The 26,330-nt window shown below is 73.3% G+C and carries 15 protein-coding genes; 1 reads left to right on the top strand and 14 read right to left on the bottom strand.

Annotation, left to right across the window (positions count from 1 at the left end):
* Positions 1-712: 712 nt before the first annotated feature.
* The 4 genes from FGE12_RS24970 to FGE12_RS24955 form a co-directional block, all read right to left on the bottom strand.
* Positions 713-1,492 carry a hypothetical protein gene (locus FGE12_RS24970; RefSeq protein ID WP_153869114.1) on the bottom strand — a complete coding sequence of 260 codons (780 nt, stop codon included), beginning with the start codon at positions 1,490-1,492 and terminating at the stop codon, positions 713-715.
* A 161-nt stretch (positions 1,493-1,653) separates the two neighbouring features.
* The gene (locus tag FGE12_RS24965) at positions 1,654-3,036 is read right to left on the bottom strand and encodes a PAS domain-containing sensor histidine kinase (RefSeq protein WP_153869113.1); all 1,383 of its coding nucleotides are present in this window, start codon (positions 3,034-3,036) and stop codon (positions 1,654-1,656) included.
* A gap of 2 nt (positions 3,037-3,038) precedes the next feature.
* The gene (locus FGE12_RS24960; protein ID WP_194798247.1) at positions 3,039-4,493 is read right to left on the bottom strand and encodes a sigma-54 dependent transcriptional regulator; all 1,455 of its coding nucleotides are present in this window, start codon (positions 4,491-4,493) and stop codon (positions 3,039-3,041) included.
* Between the two features lie 85 nt (positions 4,494-4,578).
* Positions 4,579-6,993 carry an ABC transporter permease gene (locus FGE12_RS24955; RefSeq protein WP_153869111.1) on the bottom strand — a complete coding sequence of 805 codons (2,415 nt, stop codon included), beginning with the start codon at positions 6,991-6,993 and terminating at the stop codon, positions 4,579-4,581.
* A gap of 164 nt (positions 6,994-7,157) precedes the next feature.
* On the opposite strand from FGE12_RS24955, the gene FGE12_RS24950 reads away from it, so the two are divergent.
* The gene (locus FGE12_RS24950; protein ID WP_153869110.1) at positions 7,158-8,039 is read left to right on the top strand and encodes a pyridoxamine 5'-phosphate oxidase family protein; all 882 of its coding nucleotides are present in this window, start codon (positions 7,158-7,160) and stop codon (positions 8,037-8,039) included.
* Between the two features lie 382 nt (positions 8,040-8,421).
* Here the strand turns inward: FGE12_RS24950 and FGE12_RS24945 are convergent, their stop codons facing one another.
* From FGE12_RS24945 to FGE12_RS24900, 10 genes are all read right to left on the bottom strand, one after another.
* Positions 8,422-8,805 (bottom strand): hypothetical protein, encoded by a 384-nt coding sequence (locus FGE12_RS24945; RefSeq protein ID WP_153869109.1) that lies wholly within the window; start codon positions 8,803-8,805, stop codon positions 8,422-8,424.
* 2 nt (positions 8,806-8,807) lie between these two features.
* Positions 8,808-9,938, bottom strand: coding sequence for a phosphatidylserine/phosphatidylglycerophosphate/cardiolipin synthase family protein (locus tag FGE12_RS24940; RefSeq protein ID WP_153869108.1), 1,131 nt, complete (start codon positions 9,936-9,938; stop codon positions 8,808-8,810).
* A 112-nt stretch (positions 9,939-10,050) separates the two neighbouring features.
* Positions 10,051-10,620 carry a hypothetical protein gene (locus FGE12_RS24935; protein ID WP_153869107.1) on the bottom strand — a complete coding sequence of 190 codons (570 nt, stop codon included), beginning with the start codon at positions 10,618-10,620 and terminating at the stop codon, positions 10,051-10,053.
* An 80-nt stretch (positions 10,621-10,700) separates the two neighbouring features.
* Positions 10,701-11,378 carry an ABC transporter ATP-binding protein gene (locus tag FGE12_RS24930; RefSeq protein ID WP_153869106.1) on the bottom strand — a complete coding sequence of 226 codons (678 nt, stop codon included), beginning with the start codon at positions 11,376-11,378 and terminating at the stop codon, positions 10,701-10,703.
* Positions 11,379-11,384: 6 nt separating this feature from the next.
* Positions 11,385-13,835 carry an ABC transporter permease gene (locus FGE12_RS24925; RefSeq protein WP_153869105.1) on the bottom strand — a complete coding sequence of 817 codons (2,451 nt, stop codon included), beginning with the start codon at positions 13,833-13,835 and terminating at the stop codon, positions 11,385-11,387.
* A gap of 64 nt (positions 13,836-13,899) precedes the next feature.
* Complete coding sequence (locus FGE12_RS24920) at positions 13,900-16,344, bottom strand: ABC transporter permease (protein WP_153869104.1); 2,445 nt, start codon at positions 16,342-16,344, stop codon at positions 13,900-13,902.
* 22 nt (positions 16,345-16,366) lie between these two features.
* Positions 16,367-18,805, bottom strand: a complete 2,439-nt coding sequence (locus tag FGE12_RS24915; RefSeq protein ID WP_153869103.1) for an ABC transporter permease — start codon at positions 18,803-18,805, stop codon at positions 16,367-16,369.
* A gap of 31 nt (positions 18,806-18,836) precedes the next feature.
* On the bottom strand, positions 18,837-21,260 hold the full coding sequence (locus tag FGE12_RS24910; RefSeq protein ID WP_153869102.1) for an ABC transporter permease: 2,424 nt from the start codon (positions 21,258-21,260) through the stop codon (positions 18,837-18,839).
* Between the two features lie 219 nt (positions 21,261-21,479).
* Positions 21,480-23,909 carry an ABC transporter permease gene (locus FGE12_RS24905; RefSeq protein ID WP_153869101.1) on the bottom strand — a complete coding sequence of 810 codons (2,430 nt, stop codon included), beginning with the start codon at positions 23,907-23,909 and terminating at the stop codon, positions 21,480-21,482.
* A gap of 16 nt (positions 23,910-23,925) precedes the next feature.
* Positions 23,926-26,322: an ABC transporter permease gene (locus FGE12_RS24900; protein ID WP_153869100.1), complete on the bottom strand. Its 2,397-nt coding sequence runs from the start codon at positions 26,320-26,322 to the stop codon at positions 23,926-23,928.
* Positions 26,323-26,330 lie beyond the last annotated feature (8 nt).

Raw genomic sequence — 26,330 nt, 5'->3', positions numbered from 1 at the left:
GCACGGCGCACTGCTCGCGATGCGCTCGGGACGGGCGCGTCCCACAAGTGCACAGCGCACTGCTCACGATGCGTTAGGGATGCTCGCGTCCCACGGGCGCACAGTGCCGAGCGTGCCTCCCTCACCCCGACCCTCTCCCAGAGGGAGAGGGAGGACACGGGCAAACAGTCGAAGCGTGAAAGGGGCTCTACGCGGGGTGCGCTGCGGCGCTCGCTCCGCTCACTCCCGGAAGGGGCTCTCGACGCGCGCTCCGGCGCGGCGCCTCACTCCCGGGGTCTCTCTGCCGGCCCGTCACTGCGCGCCGGCTCCTGCTCTCATCTTCCCGCGGCCTGGACAGGCCCGCGGGATGTCGCGCACTAGCCGTGGATGTACTGGGCGCAGAGGACGACGAAGCCGAGGACGTAGCCGCTCATCAGCGCGCTGAGCCCGAAGGAGGTGAGGTCGTGGCTGTTCTTGGCGAGGGTGCTCATGGCGTGTGCTCCAGGGGTTCGTGGCGTCCGCACCTTTGCGTCCGCACATCCCTTCCATGAGCATGGCGCGTGCCAACGCCCGGGGGCCTCCAGGGCGCTGCGAAAAAGCCCGTGGGTTCAGCCCTCTACGAGGGGCGTTGGACCCCGGGGCTACGCCCGCAGGGCAGAGCGCGCTCTCCTGCCTGCTCTCGGCGCTCGCCGCTTGCGGGATGCGCGCTTCCCAGATGCGAACAGCGTCCCGGTTACGGTGCGGCGTGGACCATGGTGGCGCCCGAAGGCGCTCCCGTGGGCTTGAAGACCACGTCGCTGAAGCTGAGCGTGGAGCGGCCGCGCTTCTTGAAGAAGAGCAGCCCGCCCTCGCCGTCCACCACCATGCGGGTGAGCACCGCGCCCACCTGCGGGTGGCTGCGGAAGTCCATCTCCACGTCGAGCCGGTCGATGAGGATGCTCGGGTACTTCGAGGGGCGGAAGCGCAGGCGGCGCACCTGTCCGCTCGTGGGATCCACCAGCGCCTCGCCCTCCATCACCGCCGGGTCGCGCTCGCCCGCGGGCTCGAAGTGCACGACCAGGAGGCGCGGGTCTCGCGCGTCCGGTCCCACCACGCTGAAGCGGTGGCGCGGCTGGTTCTCCGCGGTGAAGGGCAGCTCGAAGGACATCCCCTTGTCGTCCTCCTTCTTCTCCGGCCCCTCCTTCGTCTCGCGCTCCTCGGCCTCGCGCCGGCGCAGCGCCGTCACGTCCTTGCCGTCGTCCACGGCGCGCAGCACCGCGCTCGTGCGCTTGCCCTCCTGCTCGCTGATGCGCCGCACCCGCTCGTAGGTGTGCGTCACGCGCCCCTTGCCGTCGCGCTCCTCGGTGACCGAGGTCACCGTCATCGCCTGCAGCCGCTCCTTCACCAGGTAGCTCACGCCCGGCGTGGCCTCGCGGATGCGCGCGAGCAGCGCGGGCAGGTCGACGTCCTGCGCGCGCGCAGGCGTGGCGAGGAGCACGAGCAGGAGCGCAGCTGCGAGACGGAGCACGGTCACCGGAGGCCTCCAGAGGGAGGGCGGCGTTTACACCGTTCTGCAGCTCTGCGGGAAGCTGAACCGTTGGTGCTACAACGGTGTGGTGCGGGTGCACAGGGGCGCAGGTGGGAACCCGACTCCCTCACCCCGACCCTCTCCCAGGGGGAGAGGGAGGACGCGGGTCAGGCCGTAGCGTTCTGCGCGGGGGCCGGGGCGCGCACCTCGAACGGGAGGCGCAGCCGCGCGCGGCAGCCCTTCTCTCCCGCGCGGTTCTCGAGCCGCACGCTGCCGCCGTGGGCTTCGGCGATCTGCCGGCTCAGCGCGAGCCCGATGCCGCTGCCGTTGGGCTTGGTGGTGAAGAAGGGCACGAAGAGGTTCGCGGTGTCCGGCAGGCCCGGCCCCTCGTCCTCGACCCACACCTCGAGGGCTCCGGGCGCCACCACGCTCCACGACAACCAGACGCGGCCCTGGGTCTCCAGCGCCGCGTCGGCCGCGTTGCGCACCAGGTTGATGAGCAGCTGCTCCAGCTGGTCGCCGTCCGCGCGCAGCGTGAGCTCGGGGCCCGCGCGCACCTCCACGGCGAGGCGCTTCTCCAGGCTCGCCACGCGCCGCACCCACTCGCTCACGGCCACGGTGCCCAGGGAAGGTGGCGGCAGACGCGCGAGCCGCGCGTAGCTGCTCATGAAGCGGCTGAGGCTCGCGCTGCGCCGCGCGATGACCGCGAGCCCGCTCGCCGCGTCCTCGTCCCAGTCCGAGGGGCGCGGCTGCTGCGTGAGCGCGTCCTGCAGGCCCGCGGCAATCGAGTGGATGGGGGCGAGCGAGTTGTTGATCTCGTGGCTGAGCACGCGGATGAGCCGCTTCCACGCCTCGCGCTCCTCCTCGCGCAGCGCCGCGCCCAGGTCCGCGAGCACCACCAGCGTGTGCGGCAGGCCGTGCTGGCGGAAGGAGGAGCGGCGCAGCTCGTAGGGGCCGCCCTCGTGGCCCGGCGTGCTCACCGCGAAGGTGGGGCTCACCCGGCGCGGCGCCGCGCCCTCGAGCAGCTCCCCGAGGGCGAGCGCCTCCGCCGCCTGGCCGAGCAGGTCGCGCCGGCCCCTGCCCATCAGCCGCTCGCCCGCCTTGTTCACGAGCCGCAGGCGCGCGCCCTCGTCGAAGGCGAGCACCGCCACGTCGATCTCCTCCATCACCTTGGAGAGCAGCTCGCCGGCCTCCAGCGCGCCGAGCCGCTGCTCGCGCAGCGTCTCGCCGAGCACGTTGGCCTCGAGGAAGACCTCACCGAGCGGGTCGTTGAGCCGGCCGCCGCGCCCGCGCACGCCGTAGTCGCCCTGGCGCAGCGCGAGCAGCAGGTTGCTCACCGTCTGCAGGGGCCGCGTCACGCGCTCGCGCACCGCGAGCGCCGCGCCGCCCCACACGCAGAGGATGAGGGCGGAGAGCGTCCAGCGCACCTTCAGGCTGAAGTCCCCGTCCCAGAGGATCCACAGCGCGGTGACGGAGCCGGGCAGGCCCGCCAGCAGCGTGAGGAGGAGGACGTGGACGTCGTGCTTGAGGGGCTGGCGCCGCCTCTTCATCCCTACCCCTTCTGACCCTTGGCGGCGCTGGTGATGTCGAAGTGCTGCATGCGCCGGTAGAGCGCGCTGCGGCTGAGGCCCAGCGCGCGCGCCGCGTCGCTCACGTTGCCCGCGTGCCGCACGAGGCTCTTCTGGATGAGGTGGCGCTCCACGTCCTCCAGCGTCATCTCCTCGAGCCGCGCGCTGCCGCCCTCGCCGCCGCCGCGCCGGCGCAGCAGCAGGTCCTCGGCGCCCACCGTGTCGCCCTGGGCCATGAGCAGCGCGCGCTCCACCGCGTGCTCCAGCTCGCGCACGTTGCCCGGCCAGGTGTAGGCGATGAGCGCCTCGAGCGCGCCCGAGTCGAAGCGCATCCCGGGCCGGCCGTACTTCTGGCCCTGCACGTCCAGGAAGTGCGAGGCGAGGATGGGGATGTCCTCGGTGCGCTCGCGCAGCGGCGGCAGCTGCACCTCCACCGTGTTGAGCCGGTAGAGCAGGTCCTCGCGGAAGCGCCCCTCCTCCACCGCCTTGCCCAGGTCCGCGTTCGTCGCGCTCACCACGCGCACGCTCACCCGGCGCACCTTGCTGCTGCCCACCGGGTGCAGCTCGCCCGTCTGCAGCACGCGCAGGAGCTTCGCCTGCTGGCTGGGCGGCATGTTGCCGATCTCGTCGAGGAACAGCGTGCCCCCGTCCGCGAGCTCGAAGCAGCCGATGCGGTCGCTCTTCGCGTCCGTGAAGGCGCCCTTCACGTGGCCGAACAGCTCGCTCTCGAAGACGCCCTCGGAGAGGCCGCCCGCGTTCACCGCGACGAACGGGGTGCCCGCGCGCCCGCTCAGCGCGTGCAGGGAGCGCGCGACCACCTCCTTGCCCGTGCCGTGCTCGCCCGTGATGAGCACGTTCGCGCTGCTGCTCGCCACGCGCTCGATGAGCTTCTTCACCGGCAGCATCGCGCGGCTCTCGCCGAGGAAGGCGGGGCGCTCGCCCTTGGCGCGCAGGTGGGTGTTCTCCTCTTCCAGCCGGCGCGTGCGCTTGAGCGCGCGGCCCAGCTCCAGCTGCGTGCGCAGCGTGGCGAGCAGGCGCGTGTTGTCCCAGGGCTTCTGCACGTAGTCGCGCGCCCCGCGGCGCATCGCCTCCACCGCGCCCTCCACGCTGCCCCACGCCGTCATCACGATGACCGGGAGGTTCGCGTCGTGGCTGCGCAGGTTCTGCAGCAGGTCGAAGCCCTCCTTCCCGCTCGTGGTGTCGCGCGTGTAGTTGAGGTCCATCAGCAGCAGGTCGAAGTCCTGCCCCTCCAGCGCGCTGATCACGCCGGCGGGCGACTGCGTGGTGACGACCGAGAAGCCGTCGCGCTTGAGCAGCAGGCGCAGCGCCTCGAGCACGTCCGCCTGGTCGTCGGCGACGAGGATGCGTGGCTGCTGCGGAGCGGGGGCGGGAGCGGGGGTGGTCACGGGGGAGGCGGACTCGTAAGCAGGCTGGGACACGGCGGTCACCACTCTAACCAGAAGGTCTCGGGTGGGGGGACATCCCTCACCCCTTCCCCCTCCCGGAGGGAGAGGGGACTGTTCCCTAGCCGCGGCGCAGGACCACGGCGGGGTCTACTCCGGCTGCCCGGCGGGCAGGCAGCCAGCTGGCCACGAACGCCACGCCGGCGAGCAGCGCGGGCACCGAGGCAAAGACGGCGGGGTCCAGGGCACCGACCCCGAAGAGCAGCCCCGCGATGCTGCGGTGCGCGGCGAGCGCGAGCGCGAGCCCCACCGCGAGCCCCAGCCCCACGCGCCGCAGCGACTGCCCCACCACGAGCGAGAGGAGGTCGCGGCGCTGCGCGCCCAGCGCCATGCGCACGCCCATCTCGTGCGCGCGCTGCGCCACCGCGTAGCTCATGACGCCGTAGATGCCCACGGCCGCGAGGACGAGCGCGAGCGCGCCGAAGACGCCGAGCAGCAGCGTGCGGAAGCGCGGCGCGCCGAGCCCGCGGGCGAGCATCGCCTCCAGCGTCATCTCGTCGCCCAGCGGCACGCTGGGGTCCAGCGCGCGCAGCTCCTCGCGCATGACGCCCGCGAGCCGCTCGACCGGCATGCCCCCGGCCGCACGCACCACCAGCTGCGGGGCGCGGTAGGGCGACTGCACGCTGGGCTGGTAGAGCGTGGGGCCTGGGGCCGTGTCGAGGCCGTCGTAGGCGACGTCCCCCACCACGCCCACCACCGTGTACCAGTCCGGCTTGCCTTCCACCTGGCCCATGGAGATGCGCTTGCCCAGCGGGTCCTGGTCCGGGAAGGCCGCGCGCACGAAGGCCTCGCTCACCACGATGACCTGCGGCGCTCCAGCCACGTCGTCGCTCTTCTGCAGCAGGCGCCCTGCGCGCAGGGGCACCCGCAGCGTCTCGAGGAAGCCAGGGCTCACGACGTTGGTGATCGCCTGCGGCGGGTTCGCCAGGTTCTCCGGGGTGCCCTCCACCCGGTAGCTGTTGCCGCGCTGGTCTGCGCCGGCCGGCACGCTGAGCCCCAGGCCGGCGCCCGCCACCTCCGGGCGCGCCGCGAGCCGCGCGAGCAGCTGCTGCTGGAAGGCGAGCAGCGCCGCGTCCTCCTGGTAGCGCGTGCCGGTGAGGTTGAGCCGCCCGGTGTAGATGCCCTCCGCGTCCACCCCCGGGTCCACCTGCTGCAGCTTGTAGAAGCTCTTGAGCATCAGCCCCGCGCCCAGCACCAGCACGAGCGCGAGCGCGACCTCGGCCACCACCAGGACCCCGTGCGTGCGGCCGCGAAACGCCTCTGCGCTGCCTCGCCCCAGGGACGCCTGCGGGCTCTGCTGGCTGCGCTGCAGCGCGGGCACCAGCCCCACCCCCACGCCCGTGGCCACCGCCGTCGCGAGCGCGAAGAGGAGCACCCGCCCGTCCATCCCCACCTCACCCGCGCGCGGAAGCGCCCGGCCCGCGAGCGCGACGAGCGCGTCCGTGCCCCACAGCGCGAGCAGGAGCCCCAGGGCGCAGCCCAGCAGCGCGAGCAGCACGCTCTCGGTGAGCAGCTGGCGCACGAGCCGGCCGCGGCTCGCCCCCAGCGCGATGCGGATGGCCAGCTCCTTCTGCCGCACCGCCGCGCGCGCGAGCTGCAGGTGCGCGACGTTGGAGGCCGCGAGCAGCAGCACGAAGCCCACCGCGCCCAGCAGCACCCACAGGAGCAGCCGCACGTTGCCCACCGTGGCCTCGTGCAGGCTCGCCGCGCCCAGGTGCAGGTCCCCCTGCGTGTCCGGGTAGGTGGCCGCGAGCCGCTCGCCGAGCGCCGCGAGCTCGCTGCCCGCGGAGGCGAGGCTCGCCCCCGGCGCGAGCCGTCCCGTGAGCTGGAAGGCGCGCCAGCCCTTCGAGGTGCGCGCCGCCTGCTGCGAAGCGTTGGGCGTGCTCGCCTGGGTGAGCCACAGCTGCGCCCGCGTGTTGGGCACCGCGAAGGTGTCCGGCATCACGCCTACCAGCGTGTAGGGCTGGCCACTGAGCGTGAGCGTGCGGCCGAGCGCCTGCGGGCTGCCGCCCAGCTGCTGCGCCCAGAAGGAGTGGCTCACCACCACCTCCGGTGCCTCGGGGGTGCGCGGGTCGAGCGTGCGGCCCAGCTCCGCCTGCACGCCGAACACCTCGAAGAAGGGCCCGTCGGTGAGGACGCCGCGCACCTGCTGCGCATCCCCGAGCCCCGTGAGCGCGAGTGCGGTGTTGCTGTAGGCCGTGAGGCTCGAGAGCTGCGTGGCGCCGCGCGCGAGCTCGTCGCGCTCGAAGAGGCTGTAGCGCTGGCTGCCGGGCTGCGCGCTGGGGTCCGTCACGATGACCAGGCGCTCGGCGTCCGCGTAGGGCAGCGGCCGCAGGAGCACCGCGTGCACCACGCTGAAGAGCGCCGTGGTGGCCCCGATGCCCAGCGCGAGCGCCAGCACCGCAGCGAGGGTGAAGCCGGGCGCCTGGCGCAGCAGGCGCAAGGCGTAGCGCAGGTCCTGGAGGAAGGTGCTCATCGCAACCCTCCGGTATAGCGAGGGGCGTGCCACGGCTTCTTCGGGGGACAAGGCCCTGGAATTGCTCGCGCTCCGCGGCTTCGGTGGGCGGGCGTGGGAAGGCGCGTCCCAGGAGCGGACACCTCGCGCGCGCAACGCTCGCCGGGGCCGAGAATCCCCTGCGCATGGACCCCTCTCCCTTCCACTCCGGCGAGCTCACCCTGCAGCAGCGCGCAGGCGTCAGCGCCCTGGCCCAGCGCGTGGGCCGCGGCATCCGCCCCGCCCTCTCGCAGCACCTGGGCGACTTCCTCGCGGAGCAGCCCTTCGTGTTGCTCGCGTACCTGGATGCGGAGGAGCGCCCCCGGCTGCGGCTCGTGGACAGCGGGGCTCCGGAGCGGCCCGTGCTCGAGCCGCTCGATGCCGAGCACGTGCAGCTGCTCGCGGACGTGGGCGCGCTGGGGCTCCGTCCGGGTGACCCCTTCGGCCTGCTCGCCATCGAGCTCGCGACGCGCAGCCGCGTGCGGCTCAACGGCACCTTCGAGGCGTCCGGGGAGGGAGGCGCTCGACTGCGGCTCGAGCAGGTGTACGGCAACTGCCCGAAGTACATCCAGGCGCGCGGCCTCGTGCACGTCGGCGCGGAGCCCGGGGCGCTCGCGCCGCTGGCCGAGCGCATCGCGCAGGCGGATACCTTCTTCATCGCCACCGGCAGCCGCGCGCTGGGGCTCGATGCGTCCCACCGTGGCGGGAGGCCTGGCTTCATCCATCAGCCCGCGCCGGGGCAGCTGCTCGTGCCTGACTACAAGGGCAACGCGATGTTCAACTCGCTCGGCAATGTGGAGCTCAGCCCGCAGGCGGCGCTGCTCCTCGTGGACTTCGCGCGCGGCTCGGCGACAGAGCTGCTCGGCCGCGGCCAGGTGCTCTGGGACGACCCGCGGCAGGCGGAGTTCCCAGGTGCGGAGCGCCTGCTGCGCTTCGACATCGAAAGCGTGGAGGAGCGTCCGCGCGAGACGGCGCTGCGGTGGCGCTTCGAGTCGTACTCGCCATTCGATCCGCCCCCTCACGCGTGAGCCGCGCGGTTGCTCGAGGCGCGCATGCAGGGAAGGACGCGGATGGAGGGTGGTTGAAGCGCTTACGTCGGGCACATCGGGGCGGTGCCGTGCGGGAGGCTCAGGGGGCGCGCAGTGGGAGGAGCCCCTGTCGGGCGGACTTCGGTGCGACGCTAAATACAAACCTCGGGAGATTTCGAAACTCCCTAGGTTTGTATTTAGCGACGCACAGCACTGCGAACGAGAGGGGTATGCCGCGCCACTTGGAGGTGCCGCACCTGTGCTTCCCCTGAGCATGTCGCAGGGCGATGCCGTCGCGAGCTGGGCGCGAAGCACGCCACCTATCGGAACACTCCGTCCTCTTCCTGCCGAGCCGGGCGTCCATGCCACCGGGCTCGAGGGTCTACTGGCTGGGCGGAGGTTGCTCCCTCCACCACTTCTTCACGTCGACGAGGAAGTGCTCGAGCGCCGAGAATCCGGCCTCCGGGGCGCAGGTCTTCGTCCAGCGCACGGAGACGTAGGGCTCTTCGAAGTACGTGAAGACGAGCCGATCTCGCGACGGCTCGATGAGGAGCATCTCGCGCTGGTACTCGAAGGTCGGCGTCTGCGCGAGCAGCAGGCGCTCCATGGACGTCGCCCCGTAGAGATGGCCCTGCGCGTAGCGGGATGCGGCGAGCTGGCACACCAGGTTCAACATGCCCTCGAGCTCCCATCCGTGGTTCTCGACCAGGTCGCGGTAGAAGCCGACGATGTCCGGCCACGGTCGGCTGTGAATCTCGAAGTTCATGTTCAACCCTGCCCCCGCGGCAGCACGGGCCGGCGCCGCAGCCGCCAGCCCAGCAGGTGCGCCGCCGCTCCGGTGAGCCGCGCGAGAAGCAGCCCCAGCAGGTCCATCACCCAGCGCCGCAGCCCCGGACGCGGCAGGTCCGCGAGCGTGAGCGTGCGAGCAGCCGCGAGGTGGCGCTCCATCCAGCGGTCCCCTTGCGCTGCCACGCCCGCGTCGTCAACCTCGACCAGCGTCTCGAGGTTCACGAGGCTCAAGGGATCCAGGTTGAAGGAGCCCACCAGGAGTCGCCGCCCGTCCACCACCGCCGCCTTCGCGTGCAGGATGCTGCACTCCCACTCGTGCACGCTCACGCCCGCCTGCAGCAGCTTGCGGTAGAGCCGCCCCGTCGCGAGCCGCGTGAGCGGCACGTCCGAGCGCCCCGCGAGCAGCAGCCGCACCCGTACGCCCCGCGCCGCTGCGCGCGCGAGTGCCCGCACGAGTCCGCCCTCGGGAAGGAAGTAGGCGTGGGCGATCGTCACCTGCTCGCGCGCGCTCTCGATCGCCGCTCGGTAGCGCGCCTCGAGTCGCAGGCCTCCGCCAAAGCCCGCGAGGTGCACCTGCACGCGCCCCACCTGCAGCCGGGAGGCGCGCGCGTGCAGCCGCGACTCGAGCTGCGCCGCGACTTCACCGCGCAGCTCCAGCGCGAGGTCTGCCCAGCCCGGCCGCTCCGCCGTGCCCGCGTAGGCATCCCCGATGTTGATGCCCCCGATGAAGGCCACCTGCCCGTCCACGAGGAGGATCTTCCGGTGGTTGCGCCAGGAGCGCCCCGTGGGCAGCACGCGAAGCGGGTTGTAGACGCGCACGCGCGCACCGGCGGCGCGCAGGCGATCGCGGATGGCGTCGGCGTCGCGCGCCGTGCCCCACCCGTCCACCAGCACGTGCACCCGCACGCCGCGCCGCAGCGCCGCCTCGAGGGCTTCGAGGAAGCGCGTGCCGATGGTGTCGAGCTCGAAGGTGTAGACCTCCAGGTGGACGAAGCGCGCCGCCGCGTCGATCGCCGCGAGCATCCGCGGGAAGGCCTCCGCGCCCCCGTCCAGCAGGTGCAGGTGCTGGCCACTGGCCTCCTGCGTGGGGGGTGCGAGCGTCGTCGTCATGGACGGTCAGGTTCCCACGGCGCACCCTGCTGCGTCGGTGGATGACCCATCTGCGCCTGCTCCACACGCACGGGCAAGTGGGGAGTGATACGCGAGAATCGGGTTCGAAGAGCTACCGAGCGACAATCGCGACGAGCCACGCCCATGGCAGCAACGGCTCGAGGCTCCGCAGGGCAGCCACGAGCGCGATGAAGGTCAGGCCACCGAGAATGGACACCGCTACCTGGCGCATGTCCTGACGCGGCTTGCGCGTGAGGATCCACGCAGAGGCGACGCATGCGAGCGCCATCAGTGGCCACCAGAGAAAAGCGGAGTTCCACCACTCTCTCCAGGTCGCTGGCACCAAAGACCCCTTGCTCGCGATGAACGCCAGGATGGCGAGCGAGGGGATGAAGCGCAGGCTCTCGACTGCAACGATGGTCGCCCACAGCCCTGGCCACGCCCTCCGTCCATACCAGCGGGCCGACATCGCGAGCAGGGCACAGACCGCGAGCGCACCCACCTTGCTGCCCACGCCGATGCAGTCGCCCATTGCTCCGCTCGTCGTGTAACCGATCGAGTCGAGCAGCCCGGCGAGTCCCTCGAAGACGAAGGCGCCGATGACGGCCACGGCTCCCCACACGCCCTGCTCCACCAGGACGCGTGCGGAGAGCTTCAGCGGCTTTTCGGCGGAAACCGACACGTCGCGCACTCTACGGCGCGCAGGCCAGCGAAGTCTTCCCTCACCCCGACCCTCTCCCAGAGGGAGAGGGAGGACGCGGGCTACTCCTTCTGGATCCACCCGTCTCGCAGCTGGATGACGCGGTGGCCGTAGGCGGCGTTGCTCTCGGAGTGGGTCACCTGGATGACCGTGGTGCCCGCCTGGTTGAGCGCCTTGAAGCGCTCCATGATCTCCGTGGCCTGCGCACTGTGCAGGTTGCCGGTGGGCTCGTCCGCGAGCAGCACCTTCGGGCTGCCGATGAGCGCTCGCGCGATGCCCACCAGCTGCTGCTGGCCGCCGGAGAGCTGGTTCGGGAAGAGGTCCTTCTTCCCCACGAGCTGGAAGCGGTCGAGCGCATCGCCCACCAGCGCCTCGCGCTCGCGCTTGGGCAGGTTGCGGTAGCTCAAGGGGACCTCGAGGTTCTCCGCCACCGTGAGCCCGTCCAGCAGGTGGTACTGCTGGAACACGAAGCCGATGGTGCGCCGGCTGAGCTCGCCGCGCTGCTTGTGGTTCATCCGGTGCACGGGCTCGCCGTCGAGCTGGTACTCGCCCTCCCACTCGGCATCCAGCAGCCCGAGGATGGACAGGAGCGTGCTCTTGCCCGCGCCCGAGGGGCCCATGAGCGTCACGAACTCGCCTTGCGCCACGTCCAGGTCGATGCGGCGCAGGAGCCAGGTGCGGCTGGGGCCCGTGGGCACGCTCTTCTCCACGTTGCGCAGGCTGATGAGGGGCTGGGTCATGAGGGTCTATTCCGCCTTGAGGGAGACTGCCGGGTCCACGCGCGCGGCACGCCGCGCCGGGAGGTACGATGCCAGGAGCGCCACGCTCCCGAGAAGGATACTGACGCCCAGGAACGTGGGCAGGTCGGTGGCCGAGAGGCCGAAGAGCACGCTCGAGAGCATCCGGGTGAGCGCCGCGCTCAGCGCGAGCCCCACCCCCACCCCCACGAGCACCAGCCGCACCCCGCCGCCCACCACGAGCCGCAGCACGTCCGCGGGCCGCGCCCCCAGGGCGAGCCGCACGCCCAGCTCGCGCGTGCGCTGCGCCACGCCGAAGGCCACCACGCCGTAGAGCCCCACCGCGGCGAGCACCAGCGCGAGCGCGCTGCAGGCCGAGAGGATGCCGCTCAGCGCGCGCCGGAACTCGTGCCGCGCGTGCACCAGCGCCGGCAGCGTGCGCACCTCGTACACCGGCAGGTCCGCGTCCAGCCCGTGCACCTCCGCGCGCACGCTCGCGAGCAGCGCCGCCGGGTCCGCGGGGCTGCGCACCACGAGGCTCGCCTCGGTCATCCACTCGGGAAACTGCGGCGCGGAGAGGTACAGGAAGGGGCGCGCGGGCTCGTCCAGCGCGTCGTACTTGCCGTCCGCCACCACGCCCACCACCTCGATGCGGTCCGGGCCGCCCAGCCCGACGCGCTGGCCCAGCGCGCTGCCGCCCGGCCCCGCGAGCGCGCGCGCCAGGGTCTCGTTCACCAGCGCCACCTTCGGCGCGCCCGCCACGTCCGCCGCAGAGAGGTCCCGCCCCGCGCGCAGTGCGATGCGCAGCGTGCGCAGGTAGCCCGGCGTCACCACCGCCACGCCCGCGACCCGCTCCTCGCGCTGCTCGAGCGGCACGCGCTCGTCCCCGGAGAGCTCGTAGCCCGCGCTCATCATCCGCCCGCTCAGGGGCACCATGCTCGTGAGCGCCGCGCTCTCCACGCCCGGCAGGCTCTGCGTGCGCGCGAGCAGCGCCGTGTAGAAGGCGTCGCGCCGGGGCGCGTCGTAGCCCTGCACCCCCAGGTCCACCGCGGCCGTCACCACGCCCTCCGGCGTGAAGCCCAGCGGGATGCGGTCCGCCTTGGCGAGGCTGCGCAGGAAGAGGCCCGCCGTCACCAGCAGCACGAGGCTGAGCGCCACCTGCCCCACCACGAAGGCGCCCTGCAGCCGCCCCGAGCGGCTCACCTGCCCCGCGCCCTTGAGCGAGCCCATCACGCTCACCTGGCTCGCGCGCAGCGCCGGCACCAGGCCGAAGAGCACGCCGGTGCCCAGCGCGAGCGCGAGCGCCACCGCGAGCAGCCGCCCGTCCACCGCCCCCTGCAGCGGGATGGGCGCGCCCGTCACCGCGACGAGCGCGTCCGCCGCCCACAGCGCGAGGAGCAGCCCCACCCCCGTGCCCACGAGCGCGAGCAGCAGGCTCTCGGTGAGCAACTGGCGCACGAGCCGCCCGCGCCCTGCCCCCATCGCCACCCGCACGGCGAGCTCGCGCGTGCGCCCCGCCCCGCGCGCGAGCAGCAGGTTCGCGGTGTTCGCACACGCGATGAGCAGCACCAGCCCGCACACCGCAGCGAGCAGCATCACGGCGCCGCTCGCCTCCTCGGCCGAGCGCGGGTGCAGCGCACCGCGGAAGGGCTGCACACGCGCCCCCACGCCCTTGCGCGTCCCCGGGTAGTCCTTCTCCAGCCGCGCGGACACCGTGTCCACCGCGGCCTGCAGCGAGGCGGGGCTCGCCCCGGGCAGCAGGTGCCCCAGCACCCGCAGGCTGCTCGCGTTGCGGCGCTGCAGCTCGTCCGCGCGCTGCGGCTCCGCCCAGGGCTTCATCATCAAGGGCAGGAAGAGGTCCGTGGTGCGGTCGTCGAGCTCCGGGCCCGTGAAGCCCTCGGGCGCCACGCCCACGATGGTGAAGGCGTGGCCGTTCACCGTGAGGCTCCTGCCCACCACGTCCGGCGCTCCCTCGAAGCGCCGCTGCCACAGCGCGTACCCCAGCACCACCACCGGGTGGGTGAGCGGCGTGCGGTCCTCCTCGGGCTGGAAGCCGCGGCCCAGCGCCGGGCGCACCCCCAGCACATCGAAGTAGTTGCCGCTCACCAGGTGCGCGCCCACCCGCTCCGGCTCCCCGCCCCGCCCCGCGAGGTGCACGCTCGCCCGGTCGTAGGCCGCGAGCGCCGCCACGCGAGCCACCCCGTCGCGGTAGTCCACGTAGTCCGGGTAGCTCATGGGGAAGCGGCGCATCGCGCGCTGCGACGTGGTGCTCAACCACGCGAGCCGCCCGGCGTCGTGCACGCCGGGGCTCGGGCGCAGCAGCACCGCGTCTACCAGCGTGAACAGGGCCGTGTTCACCCCCGTGCCCAGCGCGAGCACCAGCACGGCCACGAGCGTGAAGCCCGGCTGGCGCACCAGCGTGCGCAGCGCGTAGCGGAGGTCCTGGAGCAGCGTGTTCATGCGCGGGTCCTGTCGAGAAAAAACGGGCGGGGGGTTGGAGGCACCCCCGCCCCGCTCGGGGGCGCTACTCCGCCTTGAGCGAAACCACCGGGTCCACCCGCACGGCGCGCCGCGCGGGCAAGTAGCTCGCGAGCACCGCCACCGCGCCCAACCCCAGCGCCACCAGGGCGAAGGTCGTGGGGTCGGTCGCGCTCACGCCCGCGAGCATCCCGGAGAGCAGCCGGGTGAGGGCCCAGGCCGCGAGGACGCCGATGAGCACGCCCGCGAGCGCGAGCCGGAAGCCGTGGCCCACCACGAGGCGCAGCACGTCTCCGCCCTTCGCCCCCAGCGCCATGCGGATGCCCATCTCCCGCGTGCGCTGCACGACGGCGTAGCTCATCACGCTGTAGATGCCGATGCCCGCGAGCACCAGCGCGAGCACGCCGAAGAGCCCGATGAGCCCGAGCATGAAGCGGCGCTCGCCGAGGCTCTCGCTCACCACCTGCTCCATCGGCTTCACGTCCGAGATCGCCTGGTCCGGGTCCAGCGCCGTGATCTCGCTGCGCACCGTGGGCACCAGGCCCAGCGCCGCCTCCTCGCTGCTGCCGTTCGCGCGCACCGCCACCACGAACTCGCGCGTGAACTTCATCGCCTCGTCGGTGAACTGGGCGAGCGGCGCGTAGAACTGGAAGGGCGCTCCCTCCTTCTGCCCGGCGCCATCGTGGACCACGTGGCGCACCACGCCGACGATCTCGGCCACGTCGCCGTCGTACTTGATGCGCTGGCCGACGACGTTGCCGTCCGGGAACAGCTGCTTCGCGATCGCCTCGTCCACCACCACGACGCGCGGGGCGCCGAGCCGGTCCTGCGCGCCGATGAGGCGGCCCTGCAGCAGGGAGATGCCCAGCGTCTCGAAGTAGGCCGGGTCCACCGGGTACACGATCGCCATCGGCTGCTCGCCGAGCGTCGCCGGCTCCGGGCGCCCCACCACGGTGAAGCTGTACCCGGCCGCGCCGATGATCGGCATGCCCGCCGCCACCGTCACGCTCTTCACGCCCGGCGCACCCGCGAGCCGCTCACGCACCCGCTCCGGGAAGGCGCGCAGTGCGGCCAGGTCGAAGCGGCTCTCCGGAGCGGTGATGCCCAGGGTGAGCAACCCGTCGGGACGGAAGCCCAGGTCCAGGCCCTGCAGCTGCACGAAGGTGCGCAGGAGCAGCCCCGCCGCGACGAGCAGCACCAGCGCGAGCGAGACCTCGCCCACCACCAGCACGTCGCGCGCGCGCAGCCGCCGGCGCCCGCTGCCGGCCGCCGCCTCCACCTGCGCGTCCGAGCCCTTCATCGCCCCCGCGAGCGCCACCTGGCTGCCGCGTAGCGCAGGCAGCACGCCCAGGACGATGCCCACGAGCAGGCTCACCCCCAGCGTGAAGGCGAGCACATTGCCGTCCACGCTGAAGGTCGCCGCGCTGGGGATCGCATCCGGGCGGCTGCTGGCGAGCACGTCCACCCCCCACATCGCGAGCAGCAGCCCGAACACGCCCCCCAGCAGACCCACCAGGGCGCTCTCCACCAGCATCTGCATCACCAGCGTGCCCTTGCCCGCACCGAGCGCCGCGCGGATGGCGAGCTCGCGCGAGCGCGCCGCACCGCGCGCGAGCAGCAGGTTCGCCACGTTGATGGTGGCGATGAGCAGCACCCCGGCGACCGCCGCCAGCAGCATGAAGAGGCTGCCCTTCACGTCCTTCACGATCTCCGCGTGCAGCCCGTTCACCTTGGGCAGGTAGTTGGAGTACGCCCGCGGGTACTCCTTCTGCAGCGCGTAGCCCACCGTCTCCAGGTCCGCGCGCACCTGGCTCACGCTCACGCCCGGCTTCGGGCGCGCGACGGCATAGAGCCCGGGGTGGCAGCCGCGCGACTCGCCGCACAGCGGGTTGTCCTCGAGCGGCAGCCACACGTCGCGCGCATCGAAGAAGCGGAAGCGCTCCGGCAGCACGCCCACCACCGTGTGGGGCTGGCCATTGAGCGTGAGCGTGCGGCCGAGCACGCTCGGATCCTTGCCGAAGCGCCGCACCCAGAAGGCGTGCTCCAGCATCACCACCGGCGGGCCGCCCTTCGTGTCCTCCTGCGCGGTGAAGTTGCGCCCCAGCGCCGGCTGCACGCCCAGCGTGGGCAGCAGGCTCGCGCTCGCCATGCGCGCCTTCAGCCGCTCCGGGCTGTCCACGCCGGTGAGGTCTCGCGTGTCCGAGCGGAAGGCGCCCACGCTCGCCAGCGTGTGGCTGCGGTCGCGGTAGTCGCGGTAGTTGGGGAACGCGAGGCTCGCCTCCGGTTGCTGGGGCGTCCCCTCCCAGAGCATGAGCAGCTGCTCGGGCTTCTCGTAGGGCAGCGGGCGCAAGAGCACCCCGTTGACCACGCTGAAGATGGCGGTGTTCGCCCCGATGCCCAGCGCCAGCGTGAGGACGGCCGCCAGCGTGAAGCCCGGGCTCTTGCGCAGCATGCGCAGCGCGAAGCGGAGGTTCTGCAGGAAGGTATCCATGGGTCGTGCTCCCTCGGGACTGCTACTCGGCCTTCAGTGACACGACGGGGTCCACCTTCACGGCGCGCCGCGCAGGCAGGTAGCTCGCGAACACGGCGACCGCGCCCAGCCCCAGCGCGACGAGCGCGAAGGTGGTGGGGTCGGTGGCGCTCACGCCCGAGAGCATCCCGGAGAGCAGCCGCGTGAGCGCCCACGCCGCGAAGACGCCGAAGACGACGCCCGCGGCCGCGAGCCGGAAGCCGTGGCCCACCACCAGGCGCAGCACGTCCGCACCCCGCGCGCCCAGCGCCATGCGGATGCCCATCTCGCGCGTGCGCTGCACCACCGCGTAGGACATGACGCTGTAGATGCCGATGCTCGCCAGCACCAGCGCCAGCGCCGCGAAGAGCCCGATGAGCCCCAGCGTGAAGCGCCGCTCGCCGAGGCTCTCCGCCACCACCCGCTCCATCGGCTTCACCTCGGAGAGCACCTGGTCCGGGTCCAGCGCGGAGAGCTCCGTGCGCACCGTGGGCACCAGCGAGAGCGCCGCCTCCTCGGTGTCGCCGCTGCCGCGCATCGCCACGTGGAAGGTGCGCGGCAGGTCGTCGTCCGTGCGCTGCGCGATGGCCGTGTAGAACTGCATCGTGGCCGGCTCCTTCGCCCCCACGCCGTAGCCCGCTACGTGGCGCACCACGCCCACGATCTCCCACGGCTCCCCCTCCTTGCGCCCCATCTTGATGCGCTGCCCCAGCACGTTGCCGTCGGGGAACATCGCGCTCGCGAAGCGCTCGTCCACCACCACCGCGAGCGGGCTGCCCAGCTTGTCCGAGGGCTGCAGGTAGCGCCCCTTCACCAGCGGGATGCCCAGCGTCTCGAAGTAGCCCTCGCCCACGAGGTAGCTCGCCGCGAGCGGCGTGTCCCCGAGTGACACCGGCTCCGGCCGGCCCACCACGTAGAAGCTCTGCTCGTTGAAGTCGATGAGCGGCAGCGCCGCCGTCACCACCGCGCTCTTCACCCCGGGCGCGCTCGCGAGCCGTTCGTGCAACCGGTCGGCGAAGGCGCGCAGCTGCGAGGCCGGGTAGCGCGACTCGGGCGCGCTCGTCTGCAGCGTGAGCAGCCCGTCCGGCCGGAAGCCGAGGTCCAGCTCCTGCAGCTGGATGAAGCTGCGCAGCAAGAGCCCCGCGCCCACCAGCAGCACCAGCGCGAGCGAGACCTCGCCCACCACCAGCACGTCGCGCGCGCGCACCTTGCCGCGCGCGGGCGCCGAGAGCTGCGCGTCCGAGCCCTTCATCGCGCCCGCGAGCGCCACCTGGCTGCCGCGCAGGGCCGGCAGCATCCCGAGCAGCAGCCCCGTCCCCAGGCTCACCGCCAGCGTGAAGAGCAGCACCCGCAGGTCCACGCTGAAGTTCGTCGCCTCGGGGATGGCGTCCGGCCGGCTGCCCGCGAGCACGTCCACGCCCCACAGCGCGAGCAGGAGCCCCAGGCCTCCGCCCATCACCGCCACCAGCGCGCTCTCCACCAGCAGCTGCATCACCAGCACGGCGCGCCCCGCGCCCAGCGCCGCGCGGATGGCGAGCTCGCGCGCCCGGGTGGCCCCGCGCGCGAGGAGCAGGTTCGCCACGTTGATCGCCGCGATGAGCAGCACGCCGGCCACCGCGACGAGCAGGGTGAGCAGGCTGCCCTTCACGTCCTTCACCAGCTCCGCGTGCAGCTCGTTCACCCGCGGCAGGTAGTTCGAGTAGTCCTTCGGGAACTCCTGTTGCATCGCGTGGCCTACCGTCTCCAGGTCCGCGCGCGCCTGCTGCAGCGTGACGCCCGGCTTCATCCGCGCGATGCCGTAGAGCCCCGGGTGGCAGCCGCGCGAGTCCTCGCAGCGGGGGAAGGCCTCGAGTGGGAGCCAGATGTCGCGCGTGCCGAAGAAGCGCAGGGACTCCGGAAGCACGCCGATGACCGTGTACGGCTTGCCATCCAGGGTGAGCGTGCGCCCGATGATGTTCGGGTCCTTGCCGAAGCGCCGCTGCCAGAAGCCGTACTCCAGCATCACCACCGGCGCCCCACCCTTGCGGTCCTCATCGGCGTTGAAGTTGCGACCCAGCGCCGGCTGCACGCCCAGCGTGGGCAGCAGGTTCGCGCTCGCCATGCGCGCGCTGAGCTGCTCCGGCGTCTCCTGGCCCGTCAGGTCCCGCCGCTCGGTGCGGAAGCCCGCCACGCTCGCCAGCGTGCGGTTGCGCGAGCGGTAGTCGCGGAAGTCCGCGAAGGAGAGGCTCGCGTCCGGGAAGGTGGGCGTGCCCTCCCAGAGCATCAGCAGCTGGTCCGGGTTCTGGTAGGGCAGCGGGCGCAGCAGCACCCCGTTGACCACGCTGAAGATGGCGGTGTTGGCGCCGATGCCGAGCGCGAGCGTGATGACCGCCGCGAGCGTGAAGCCGGGGCTCTTGCGCAGCATGCGCAGCGCGAAGCGCAGGTTCTGCAGGAAGGTGTCCATGAGTCGTGCTCCTCGGGTGCTGCAGTCTTCGCTACTCGGCCTTGAGTGAGACGACGGGGTCCACCTTCACGGCCTTGCGCGCCGGCAGGTAGCTCGCGAACACGGCCACGGCGCCGAGGCCGAGCGCCACGAGCGCGAAGGTGACGGGGTCGGTGGCGCTCACGCCCTCGAGCAGCGTGCCCAGCAGCCGGGTGAGCGCCCACGCGGCGAAGACGCCGAAGAGGACCCCTGCCGCCGCGAGCCGGAAGCCGTGCCCGACCACGAGCCGCAGCACGTCGTGGCCGCGCGCCCCCAGCGCCATGCGGATGCCCATCTCGCGCGTGCGCTGGGCCACCGCGTAGCTCATCACGCTGTAGATGCCGATGCCCGCGAGCACCAGCGCGAGCGCCGCGAAGAGCTCGATGAGGTGCAGCGTGAAGCGCCGCTCGCCGAGGCTCTCCAGCACCACCTCGTCCATCGGCTTGAGCTCCGCGAGCGCCTGGTCCGGGTCCAGCGCCGCGAACTCGCGGCGCACCGTGGGGATGATGGCCACCGCGTCCGCGCCTGCCGCGCGCACCGCCACGTTGAACTCGCGCACCATCGGGATGAACTTCTCCGGCAGCTGCGTGTAGGGCTGGTACATCTGGATGCCCGCAGGCTCGCGGCCGCCGATGCCGTAGTTCGCCACGTGGCGCACCACGCCCACGATCTCCTGCTCCATGTCCGCCCACTTGATGCGCTGGCCCAGCGCGTGGCCGTCCGGGAAGAGGCGGCGCGCGAACACCTCGTCCACCACCATCACCCGCGGGCTGGTGGGCGTGTCGCGCGCGTCGAGGTAGCGCCCCTCGAGCAGCCGGATGCCCATCGTCTCGAAGAAGCCCGGCCCCACGATGTAGTTCACCGCGAGCGGGGCCTCCCCCGGCTTGGGCTCCGGCTGGCCCACCACCCGGATGCTGCTCTCGGAGGCGCCCAGCAGCGGCATCCCGGCCGACACCGCGGCCGAGCGCACGCCCGGCGCGCTCGCGAGGCGCGCCGTGGCGGCCTGCGTAAAGGCCCGGAGCGACTCCGCTCCGGGGAAGCGGCTCGCCGGGGCACTCATCTCGAGGGTGAGGAGACCCTCGGACTTGAAACCCACGTCGAGCTGCTGCAGCTGAACGAAGGTGCGCAGGAGCAGCCCCGCACCCACGAGAAGCACGAGCGCGAGCGCCACCTCGCCCACCACCAGCACGTCGCGCGCCTTCACCCGGTGGCGGCCCGGCAGCGCCTGCGCCTCCGAGCCCTTCATCGCCCCGGCGAGCGCCACCTGGCTGCCGCGCAGCGCGGGCAGGATGCCCAGGAGCAGCCCCACCCCCAGCGAGAGCACCAGCGTGTAGGCGAGCACCTTCGCGTCCACCCCGAAGCTGGCCACCTCGGGGATGGCCTCGGGCCGCGCGCTGCTCAGCACGTCCACGCCCCACAGCGCGAGCAGCAGTCCCAGGCCTCCGCCCAGCAGCGCCACCACCGCGCTCTCCACCAGCAGCTGCGCGACGAGCGTGGAGCGGCCCGCGCCCAGCGCCGCGCGGATGGCGAGCTCGCGCTCCCGCGTGGCGCCGCGCGCGAGCATCAGGTTCGCCACGTTGATGGCCGCGATGAGCAGCACCGCCGCCACCGCCGCGAGCAGCGTGAGGAGGCTGCCCTTCACCTCCTTCACCAGCTCCGCGTGCAGCACGTTGAGGTGGGGAAGGATGGTGCTGTACTCGTTCGGGTACTCCTTCTGCAGCGCGTGGCCCACCGTCTCCAGGTCCGCGCGCGCCTGCGCGAGCGTGACGCCCGGCTTGAGCCGCGCGACGCCGTAGAGCCCCGGGTGGTTCCCGCGCCGGGTCTCCGCCGGCAGGTTGCCCTCCAAGGGCATCCAGATGTCGCGCGGGCTGAAGAAGCGGAAAGCCTCCGGCAGCACGCCCACCACCGTGTGCGGCTTGCCGTCCAGCGTGAGCGTGCGCCCCACGATGTTCGGGTCCTTGCCGAAGCGCCGCTGCCAGAAGCCGTACTCGAGCATCACCACCGGCGCCCCACCCGGCCGGTCCTCCTCCGCCGTGAAGTTGCGCCCGAGCGCCGGCTGCACGCCCAGCGTGGGCAGCAGGCTCGCGCTCGCCATGCGCGCCTTCAGCCGCTCGGGCGCGTCCACCCCCGTCAGGTCCCGGCTCTCGGTGCGAAAGCCCGCGAAGGAGGCGAAGGAGCGGCTGCGGTCGCGGTAGTCCCGGTAGTTCTCCACCGCGAGGCTCATCTCCGGGAACTGCGGCGTGCCCTCCCACAGGTACGTGAGCTGCTGCGGGTCCTTGTACGGGAGCGGGCGCAGCAGCACGCCGTTGACCACGCTGAAGATGGCCGTGTTCGCTCCGATGCCGAGGGCGAGCGTGAGGACGGCCGCCAGCGTGAAGCCCGGGCTCTTGCGCAGCATGCGCAGCGCGAAGCGGAGGTTCTGCACGAAGGTGTCCATCGGGAGCTCCTCTCCTGCGCGCGCGCGGACGGCACACGGGCCGCCCGGGAGGCGCTAAAGCGAGGGGCGTGCCAGCGGCGCGGTGGGTCCCAAGGGGGCGGATTTGCTGGGGGCTTCGCGCCGCTCAGCGCGGCGCTGTGCGGGGCTGGGAAGGGGCAATCCCAGGGGCGAACAGTGCAGGGCCCGCTTCCCTCACCCCGACACGGTGGGCCTCCAGAACTACTCGGCGCGCAGCGTGCTCGCCGGGTCCACCCGCGTCGCGCGGCGCGCCGGCACCCAGCTCGCGAGCAGCGCCACGCCCGTGAGCAGCAGCGGCACCGCGAGCAGCGTGAGCGGGTCCGCGGGCTGCACGCCGTAGAGCAGCCCGCCCAGCAGCCGTCCGAGCGCGAGCGCGAGCACCAGCCCCAGCGCCACCCCCGCCAGCGCGAGCCGCAGCCCCTGGCCCACCACCAGCCGCAGCACCTGCGCGGGGCGCGCCCCCAGCGCGAGCCGGATGCCCACCTCGCGCGAGCGCTGCGCCACCCCGAACGCGATGACCCCGTACAGCCCCAGCCCCGCGAGCCCCAGCGCCACCAGCGCGAAGCCCAGCATCAGCGCGAGCGTGAGGCTGCGCTGGCCCACCGAGGCCTCCACGACCTCGGACAGTGGCGCCACCTCGAAGAGGGGGAGGCCCGAGTCCAGCCGCGCGAGCTCCGTGCGCAGCGAGCCCAGCAGCGCCGTGGGCGCCGCGCGCGTGCGCACCACGAGCGACACCGCCGAGGGCCCCGCCTGCAGCGCGGAGAAGTAGGCGGTGGGGCGCGCCGGCACGTCGAGCCCCCACTCGCGCACGTCCCCCACCACGCCCACCACCGTCGTCCACGGCTGCGGGGCCTTGCGGCTGCGCAGCCGGATGCGCCGGCCCAGCGGATCCTCCCCGCCCGGGAACAGCACCTTCACCGCCGCCTCGTTGAGCAGCAGCACCGGCGCGCCCTGCGCCCCGTCCGTGTCCGCGAGCGCGCGCCCGCGCCGCAGCGCCACGCCCAGCGTCTCCAGGTAGCCCGGGCTCACCGCGCGGTACTCCACCGCGGGCCGCACCGCGCCCGCCGGCGGCTCCACGCCCTCCACGTCCAGGCCGCGGTCGGCGCGCCCGCGCAGGGGCAGCAGCGTGGTCAGCCCCGCCGCCTCCACGCCCGGCAGTGCGCGCACCTGCTCGAGCCACGCGGTGTGGAAGCGCGCGCGGGCCGCCGCATCCGGGTAGGCGCCGTCCGGCAGGCTCACCCGCGCGCTCAGCACGCCCTCCGGCCGGAAGCCCGGGTCCACCGCCTGCAGCCGCACGAAGCTGCGCACCAGCAGCCCCGCGCCCACCAGCAGCACCAGCGCGAGCGCCACCTGCGAGACGACGAAGAGCGAGCGCAGCCGCACCGCGCGCGTGCCGCCCGTGCCCCGGCTCCCCTCGCGCATCGCCGCGTGCAGGTCCGCCCGGCTCCCGCTCAGCGCCGGCGCGAGTCCGAAGAGCAGCCCCGTGCCCACGCTCACCGCGAGCGTGAAGAGGAGCACCGCCGCGTCCGGCCGCACCTCGGAGGCGCGCGGCAGCCCGTCGCCCACCCACGCCACCAGCGCTTCCGTGCCCCACAGCGCGAGCAGCAGCCCCAGCGCCCCGCCGAGGAGGCTGAGCAGCAGGCTCTCCGTGAGAAGCTGGCGCGCGAGCCGGCTCCGCGCTGCGCCCAGCGCCGCGCGCACCGAGAGCTCACGCCCGCGCGCCGCCGCCCGCGCGAGCAGGAGGCTCGCCACGTTGGTGCACGCGATGAGCAGCACGAAGCCCACCGCGCCCAGCAGCAGCCACAGCGTGCCGCGCACCCCGCCCACCGTCTCCTCGCCGAGGCTCGAGACGTCCAGGCGCCACGCCTTGCTCGCCGGGTAGGCCTCGGGGTGCGCCCGCGCGAGCTCCCCCGCCACCCGCGCCACCTCCGCGTGCGCCGCCGCCTCGCTCACGCCCTGCGCGCGCCGGCCGAGCACCTGCAGGTAGCGCGTGCCGCGCAGGGACTCCGCGCGCGCGTCCGGCCCCAGCGCGAGCGGCTGGTACAGCTGCGTGCCCGCCGGCTGCGCGACGCCCTCCGCCAGCACCCCCACCACCGTGTAGGGCTCGCCCTCCAGCGTCACGCTGCGCCCCACGATGCCGGGGTCCGCACCGAAGCGCGTGCGCCACAGCGCGTGCCCGAGCACCACCACCTTGTCGCGCCCCGGCGTCTCCTCCTCCGGCGTGAAGCCGCGCCCCAGCACCGTCCCCACGCCCAGCGTGGGCAGCCAGGAGGCCGTCACCAGGCCGACCTGGAGGCGCTCCGGGCCGTCCGCCCCCGCCAGCGTCTCGTCCGCCTGCGCGAGCGCGCCCCAGCTCGCGAAGCCGCGCGTCTGCGTGCGCACGTCCTCGTACTCGGGCACCGAGAGCGCGAGCCCCTCGAGCCCCTGCGCCGCGAAGGTGGTGTGCACCGTCGTGAGCTCTTGCGCGCGCGGGTAGGGCAGCGGGCGCAGCAGCACGCCGTTCACCACGCTGAAGACGGCGCTGTTCGCGCCGATGCCGAGGGCAAGGGCCAGGACGGCGGCGAGCGTGAAGCCCGGGCTCTGGCGCATGAGGCGCACGGCGTAGCGCAGGTCCTGCAGCAGGGTGTCCATGGCGGGTGCTCCTCGGCTATTCGGCGCGCAAGCTGATGGCGGGGTCCACCTGGGAGGCGCGGCGCGCGGGGAGCCAGCAGGCAGCGAGCGCCACGGCGGCGAGCCCCGCGCTCACCCCGAGGAACACCGCCGGCTCCGAGGCGCTCACCTCGTAGAGGATGCTCTGCGCGACGCGCCCCAGCAGGTACGCGCCCGCGAGCCCCAGCCCCAGGCCCACCAGCGTGAGGCGCGCGCCCTGCCCCAGCACCAGCGAGAGCACCTGCGTCTGCTGCGCCCCGAGCGCGCGCCGGATGCCCAGCTCGCGCGTGCGCTGCCCCACCGTGTAGGCCATCACGCCGTAGATGCCCACGCCCGCGAGCACCAGCGCGAGCACCGCGAGCGCACCCAAGAGCCGCGTCGCCGCGCGGTCCTGGCGCAGCAGGCTGTCCAGCCGGTCGCCGTAGGACTGCAGGTCGTAGACCGGCTGCTGCGCGTCCACCGCCAGCACCTCCTGGCGCACCGAGCTCACGAGCGCCGTGGGCTCTCCCTTCGCCCGCAGCGCGAGCACCATCCGGTTCATCTGCATCTGGGCGAGCGGCACGTAGCTCTCGGGCACCGGGCCCTGCTTGAGCGCCATGTGGCGCACGTCGCCCACCACGCCGATGATCTCGCGCGCCGGCTCGTTCTCCTTCCACCCCAGGTTGATGCGCTGGCCCACCGCCTCCTGGCCGGGGAAGAAGGTCTTCGCGAAGGTCTCGTTCACGATGACCACCCCGGGCGAGGTGTCCGTGTCCTGCGGCCCGAAGTTGCGCCCGCGCTTGAGCGGGATGCCCATGGCGCCGAAGTACTCGGGGCTCGCGATCTGGAACTCGGTGACCAGGCGCTCGCCGGGCGCGCCCTGGCGCCCCTCGATGGTGAAGTCCCCGTTCACGTTGCTGCCCCACAGGGGCGCGTTGTTCACGAAGCCCGCCTGCTCCACGCCGGGCAGCGAGCGCACCCGCTGCTGCACCTGCTCGAAGAAGGCGCGCATGCGCGCGGGGTCCGGGTACTTCTCCGGCGGCAGGGTGATGCGCGCGGTGAGCACGTGCTCGGGCTCGAAGCCCAGCTGCGCCGTAGCCTGGTTGTGCACCGAGCGCAGGGTGAGCCCGGTGCCGATGAGCAGCACCAGCGCGAGCGCGAGCTGCAGCACCACCAGCGCGCTGCGCATGGGGTGGTGGCCGAGCGCGCCCGCCTGGGCGCCGCCGCTCTTGAGCAGCGGGGTGAGCTCGCCGCGCGTCACGTGCAGCGCGGGCAGCAGGCCGAAGAGCAGCCCGCAGCCCACCGAGAGGCCGAAGTTGTAGAGGAGCGCGGGCACGCTGAGGGTGGCCGGCGAGAGCCGGGCCATGCTCGAGGGGGTGAGGATGCGCACCAGGTCCATCCCCCACAGCGCGAGCACCAGCCCCACGAGCCCGCCGCCCAGCGCGAGCAGCACGCTCTCCGCGAGCGCCTGGCGCACCTGGCGCAGCCGGCTCGCGCCCAGCGCCGCGCGAATCGCCCCGTCGCGCTGGCGGCTGAGCGCGCGCACCAGGGTGAGGTTCGCCACGTTCGCGCACGCGATGAGCAGCACGAAGGCCACCGCGCCGAGCAGCATCAGGAGCCCGCCGCGCGTCTGGCGGGTGAGGCTCTCGCGCCAGTCCATCACCAGGGTGGCGTGGGGGATGGGCTCCCCCTGTGCGCGCCAGAAGGCCTCGTTGAGGCGGGTGAGGTCCTCGTTCGCCGCCTTCACGCTCGCGCCCGGCGCGAGCCGCGCGAGGACGCTGAGGTAGTGGCTGCCCGGCTTGTCCGTCTTGAGCGGGTGCGGCACCCACAGGTCCGCGTCCTGCGAGTTCTCGCCGAAGGAGAAGTCCGCGGGCAGCACGCCCACCACCGTGTAGCTCTCGCCATTGAGCGTGAGGCTCTTGCCCAGCACCTGCGGGTCCCCGCCGAGCTGGCGGTGCCAGAAGGCGTCACTCAGCACCGCGACGTGCGGCGCGCCCTCCTGCGCCTCGTCCTCGGTGAAGCCGCGCCCCAGCTGCGGGTGCACGCCGAGCAGGTCGAAGAGGTTCGCGGTGGAGCGCGCGGCGTTCACCCGCTGCGGCGCGTCCGTGCCGGTGAGGTTGAGGTCCGCGCGGTCGTAGGCGGCAATCCCCGCGACCGCCCTGCTCTGGCGCCACGCGAGCACCTCGGACGCGCTCGCGCTCGCCTTGTCCACGCCCACCTGCGCGTCCCACACCCGCACCAGCCGCTCGGGCTCGCGGTAGGGCAGCGGCTTGAGCAGGGTCGCGTACAGGGCGCTGAAGATGACGGTGTTCGCCCCGATGGCGAGCGCCAGGGTGAGCCCCGCGGCGAGCGCGAAGCCGGGGCTGCGGCGCAGCGTGCGCAGTGCGTAGCGGAGGTCCTGCAGCAGGCTTTCCATGACCCAGC

This window comes from Aggregicoccus sp. 17bor-14 (assembly GCF_009659535.1).
GTDB lineage: Bacteria > Myxococcota > Myxococcia > Myxococcales > Myxococcaceae > Aggregicoccus.
The sequence above is the reverse complement of the archived record's forward strand: the minus strand, read 5'-3'. Positions and strand labels throughout refer to the sequence as shown.

Coding starts and splice junctions, on each gene's coding strand:
- FGE12_RS24965 (WP_153869113.1), bottom strand. CDS start 3,036: ATGAAGAGGCGGCGCCAGCCCCTCAAGCACGACGTCCACGTCCTCCTC.
- FGE12_RS24950 (WP_153869110.1), top strand. CDS start 7,158: ATGGACCCCTCTCCCTTCCACTCCGGCGAGCTCACCCTGCAGCAGCGC.
- FGE12_RS24945 (WP_153869109.1), bottom strand. CDS start 8,805: ATGAACTTCGAGATTCACAGCCGACCGTGGCCGGACATCGTCGGCTTC.
- FGE12_RS24925 (WP_153869105.1), bottom strand. CDS start 13,835: ATGAACACGCTGCTCCAGGACCTCCGCTACGCGCTGCGCACGCTGGTG.
- FGE12_RS24900 (WP_153869100.1), bottom strand. CDS start 26,322: ATGGAAAGCCTGCTGCAGGACCTCCGCTACGCACTGCGCACGCTGCGC.
- FGE12_RS24920 (WP_153869104.1), bottom strand. CDS start 16,344: ATGGATACCTTCCTGCAGAACCTCCGCTTCGCGCTGCGCATGCTGCGC.
- FGE12_RS24930 (WP_153869106.1), bottom strand. CDS start 11,378: ATGACCCAGCCCCTCATCAGCCTGCGCAACGTGGAGAAGAGCGTGCCC.
- FGE12_RS24915 (WP_153869103.1), bottom strand. CDS start 18,805: ATGGACACCTTCCTGCAGAACCTGCGCTTCGCGCTGCGCATGCTGCGC.
- FGE12_RS24955 (WP_153869111.1), bottom strand. CDS start 6,993: ATGAGCACCTTCCTCCAGGACCTGCGCTACGCCTTGCGCCTGCTGCGC.
- FGE12_RS24905 (WP_153869101.1), bottom strand. CDS start 23,909: ATGGACACCCTGCTGCAGGACCTGCGCTACGCCGTGCGCCTCATGCGC.
- FGE12_RS24940 (WP_153869108.1), bottom strand. CDS start 9,938: ATGACGACGACGCTCGCACCCCCCACGCAGGAGGCCAGTGGCCAGCAC.
- FGE12_RS24910 (WP_153869102.1), bottom strand. CDS start 21,260: ATGGACACCTTCGTGCAGAACCTCCGCTTCGCGCTGCGCATGCTGCGC.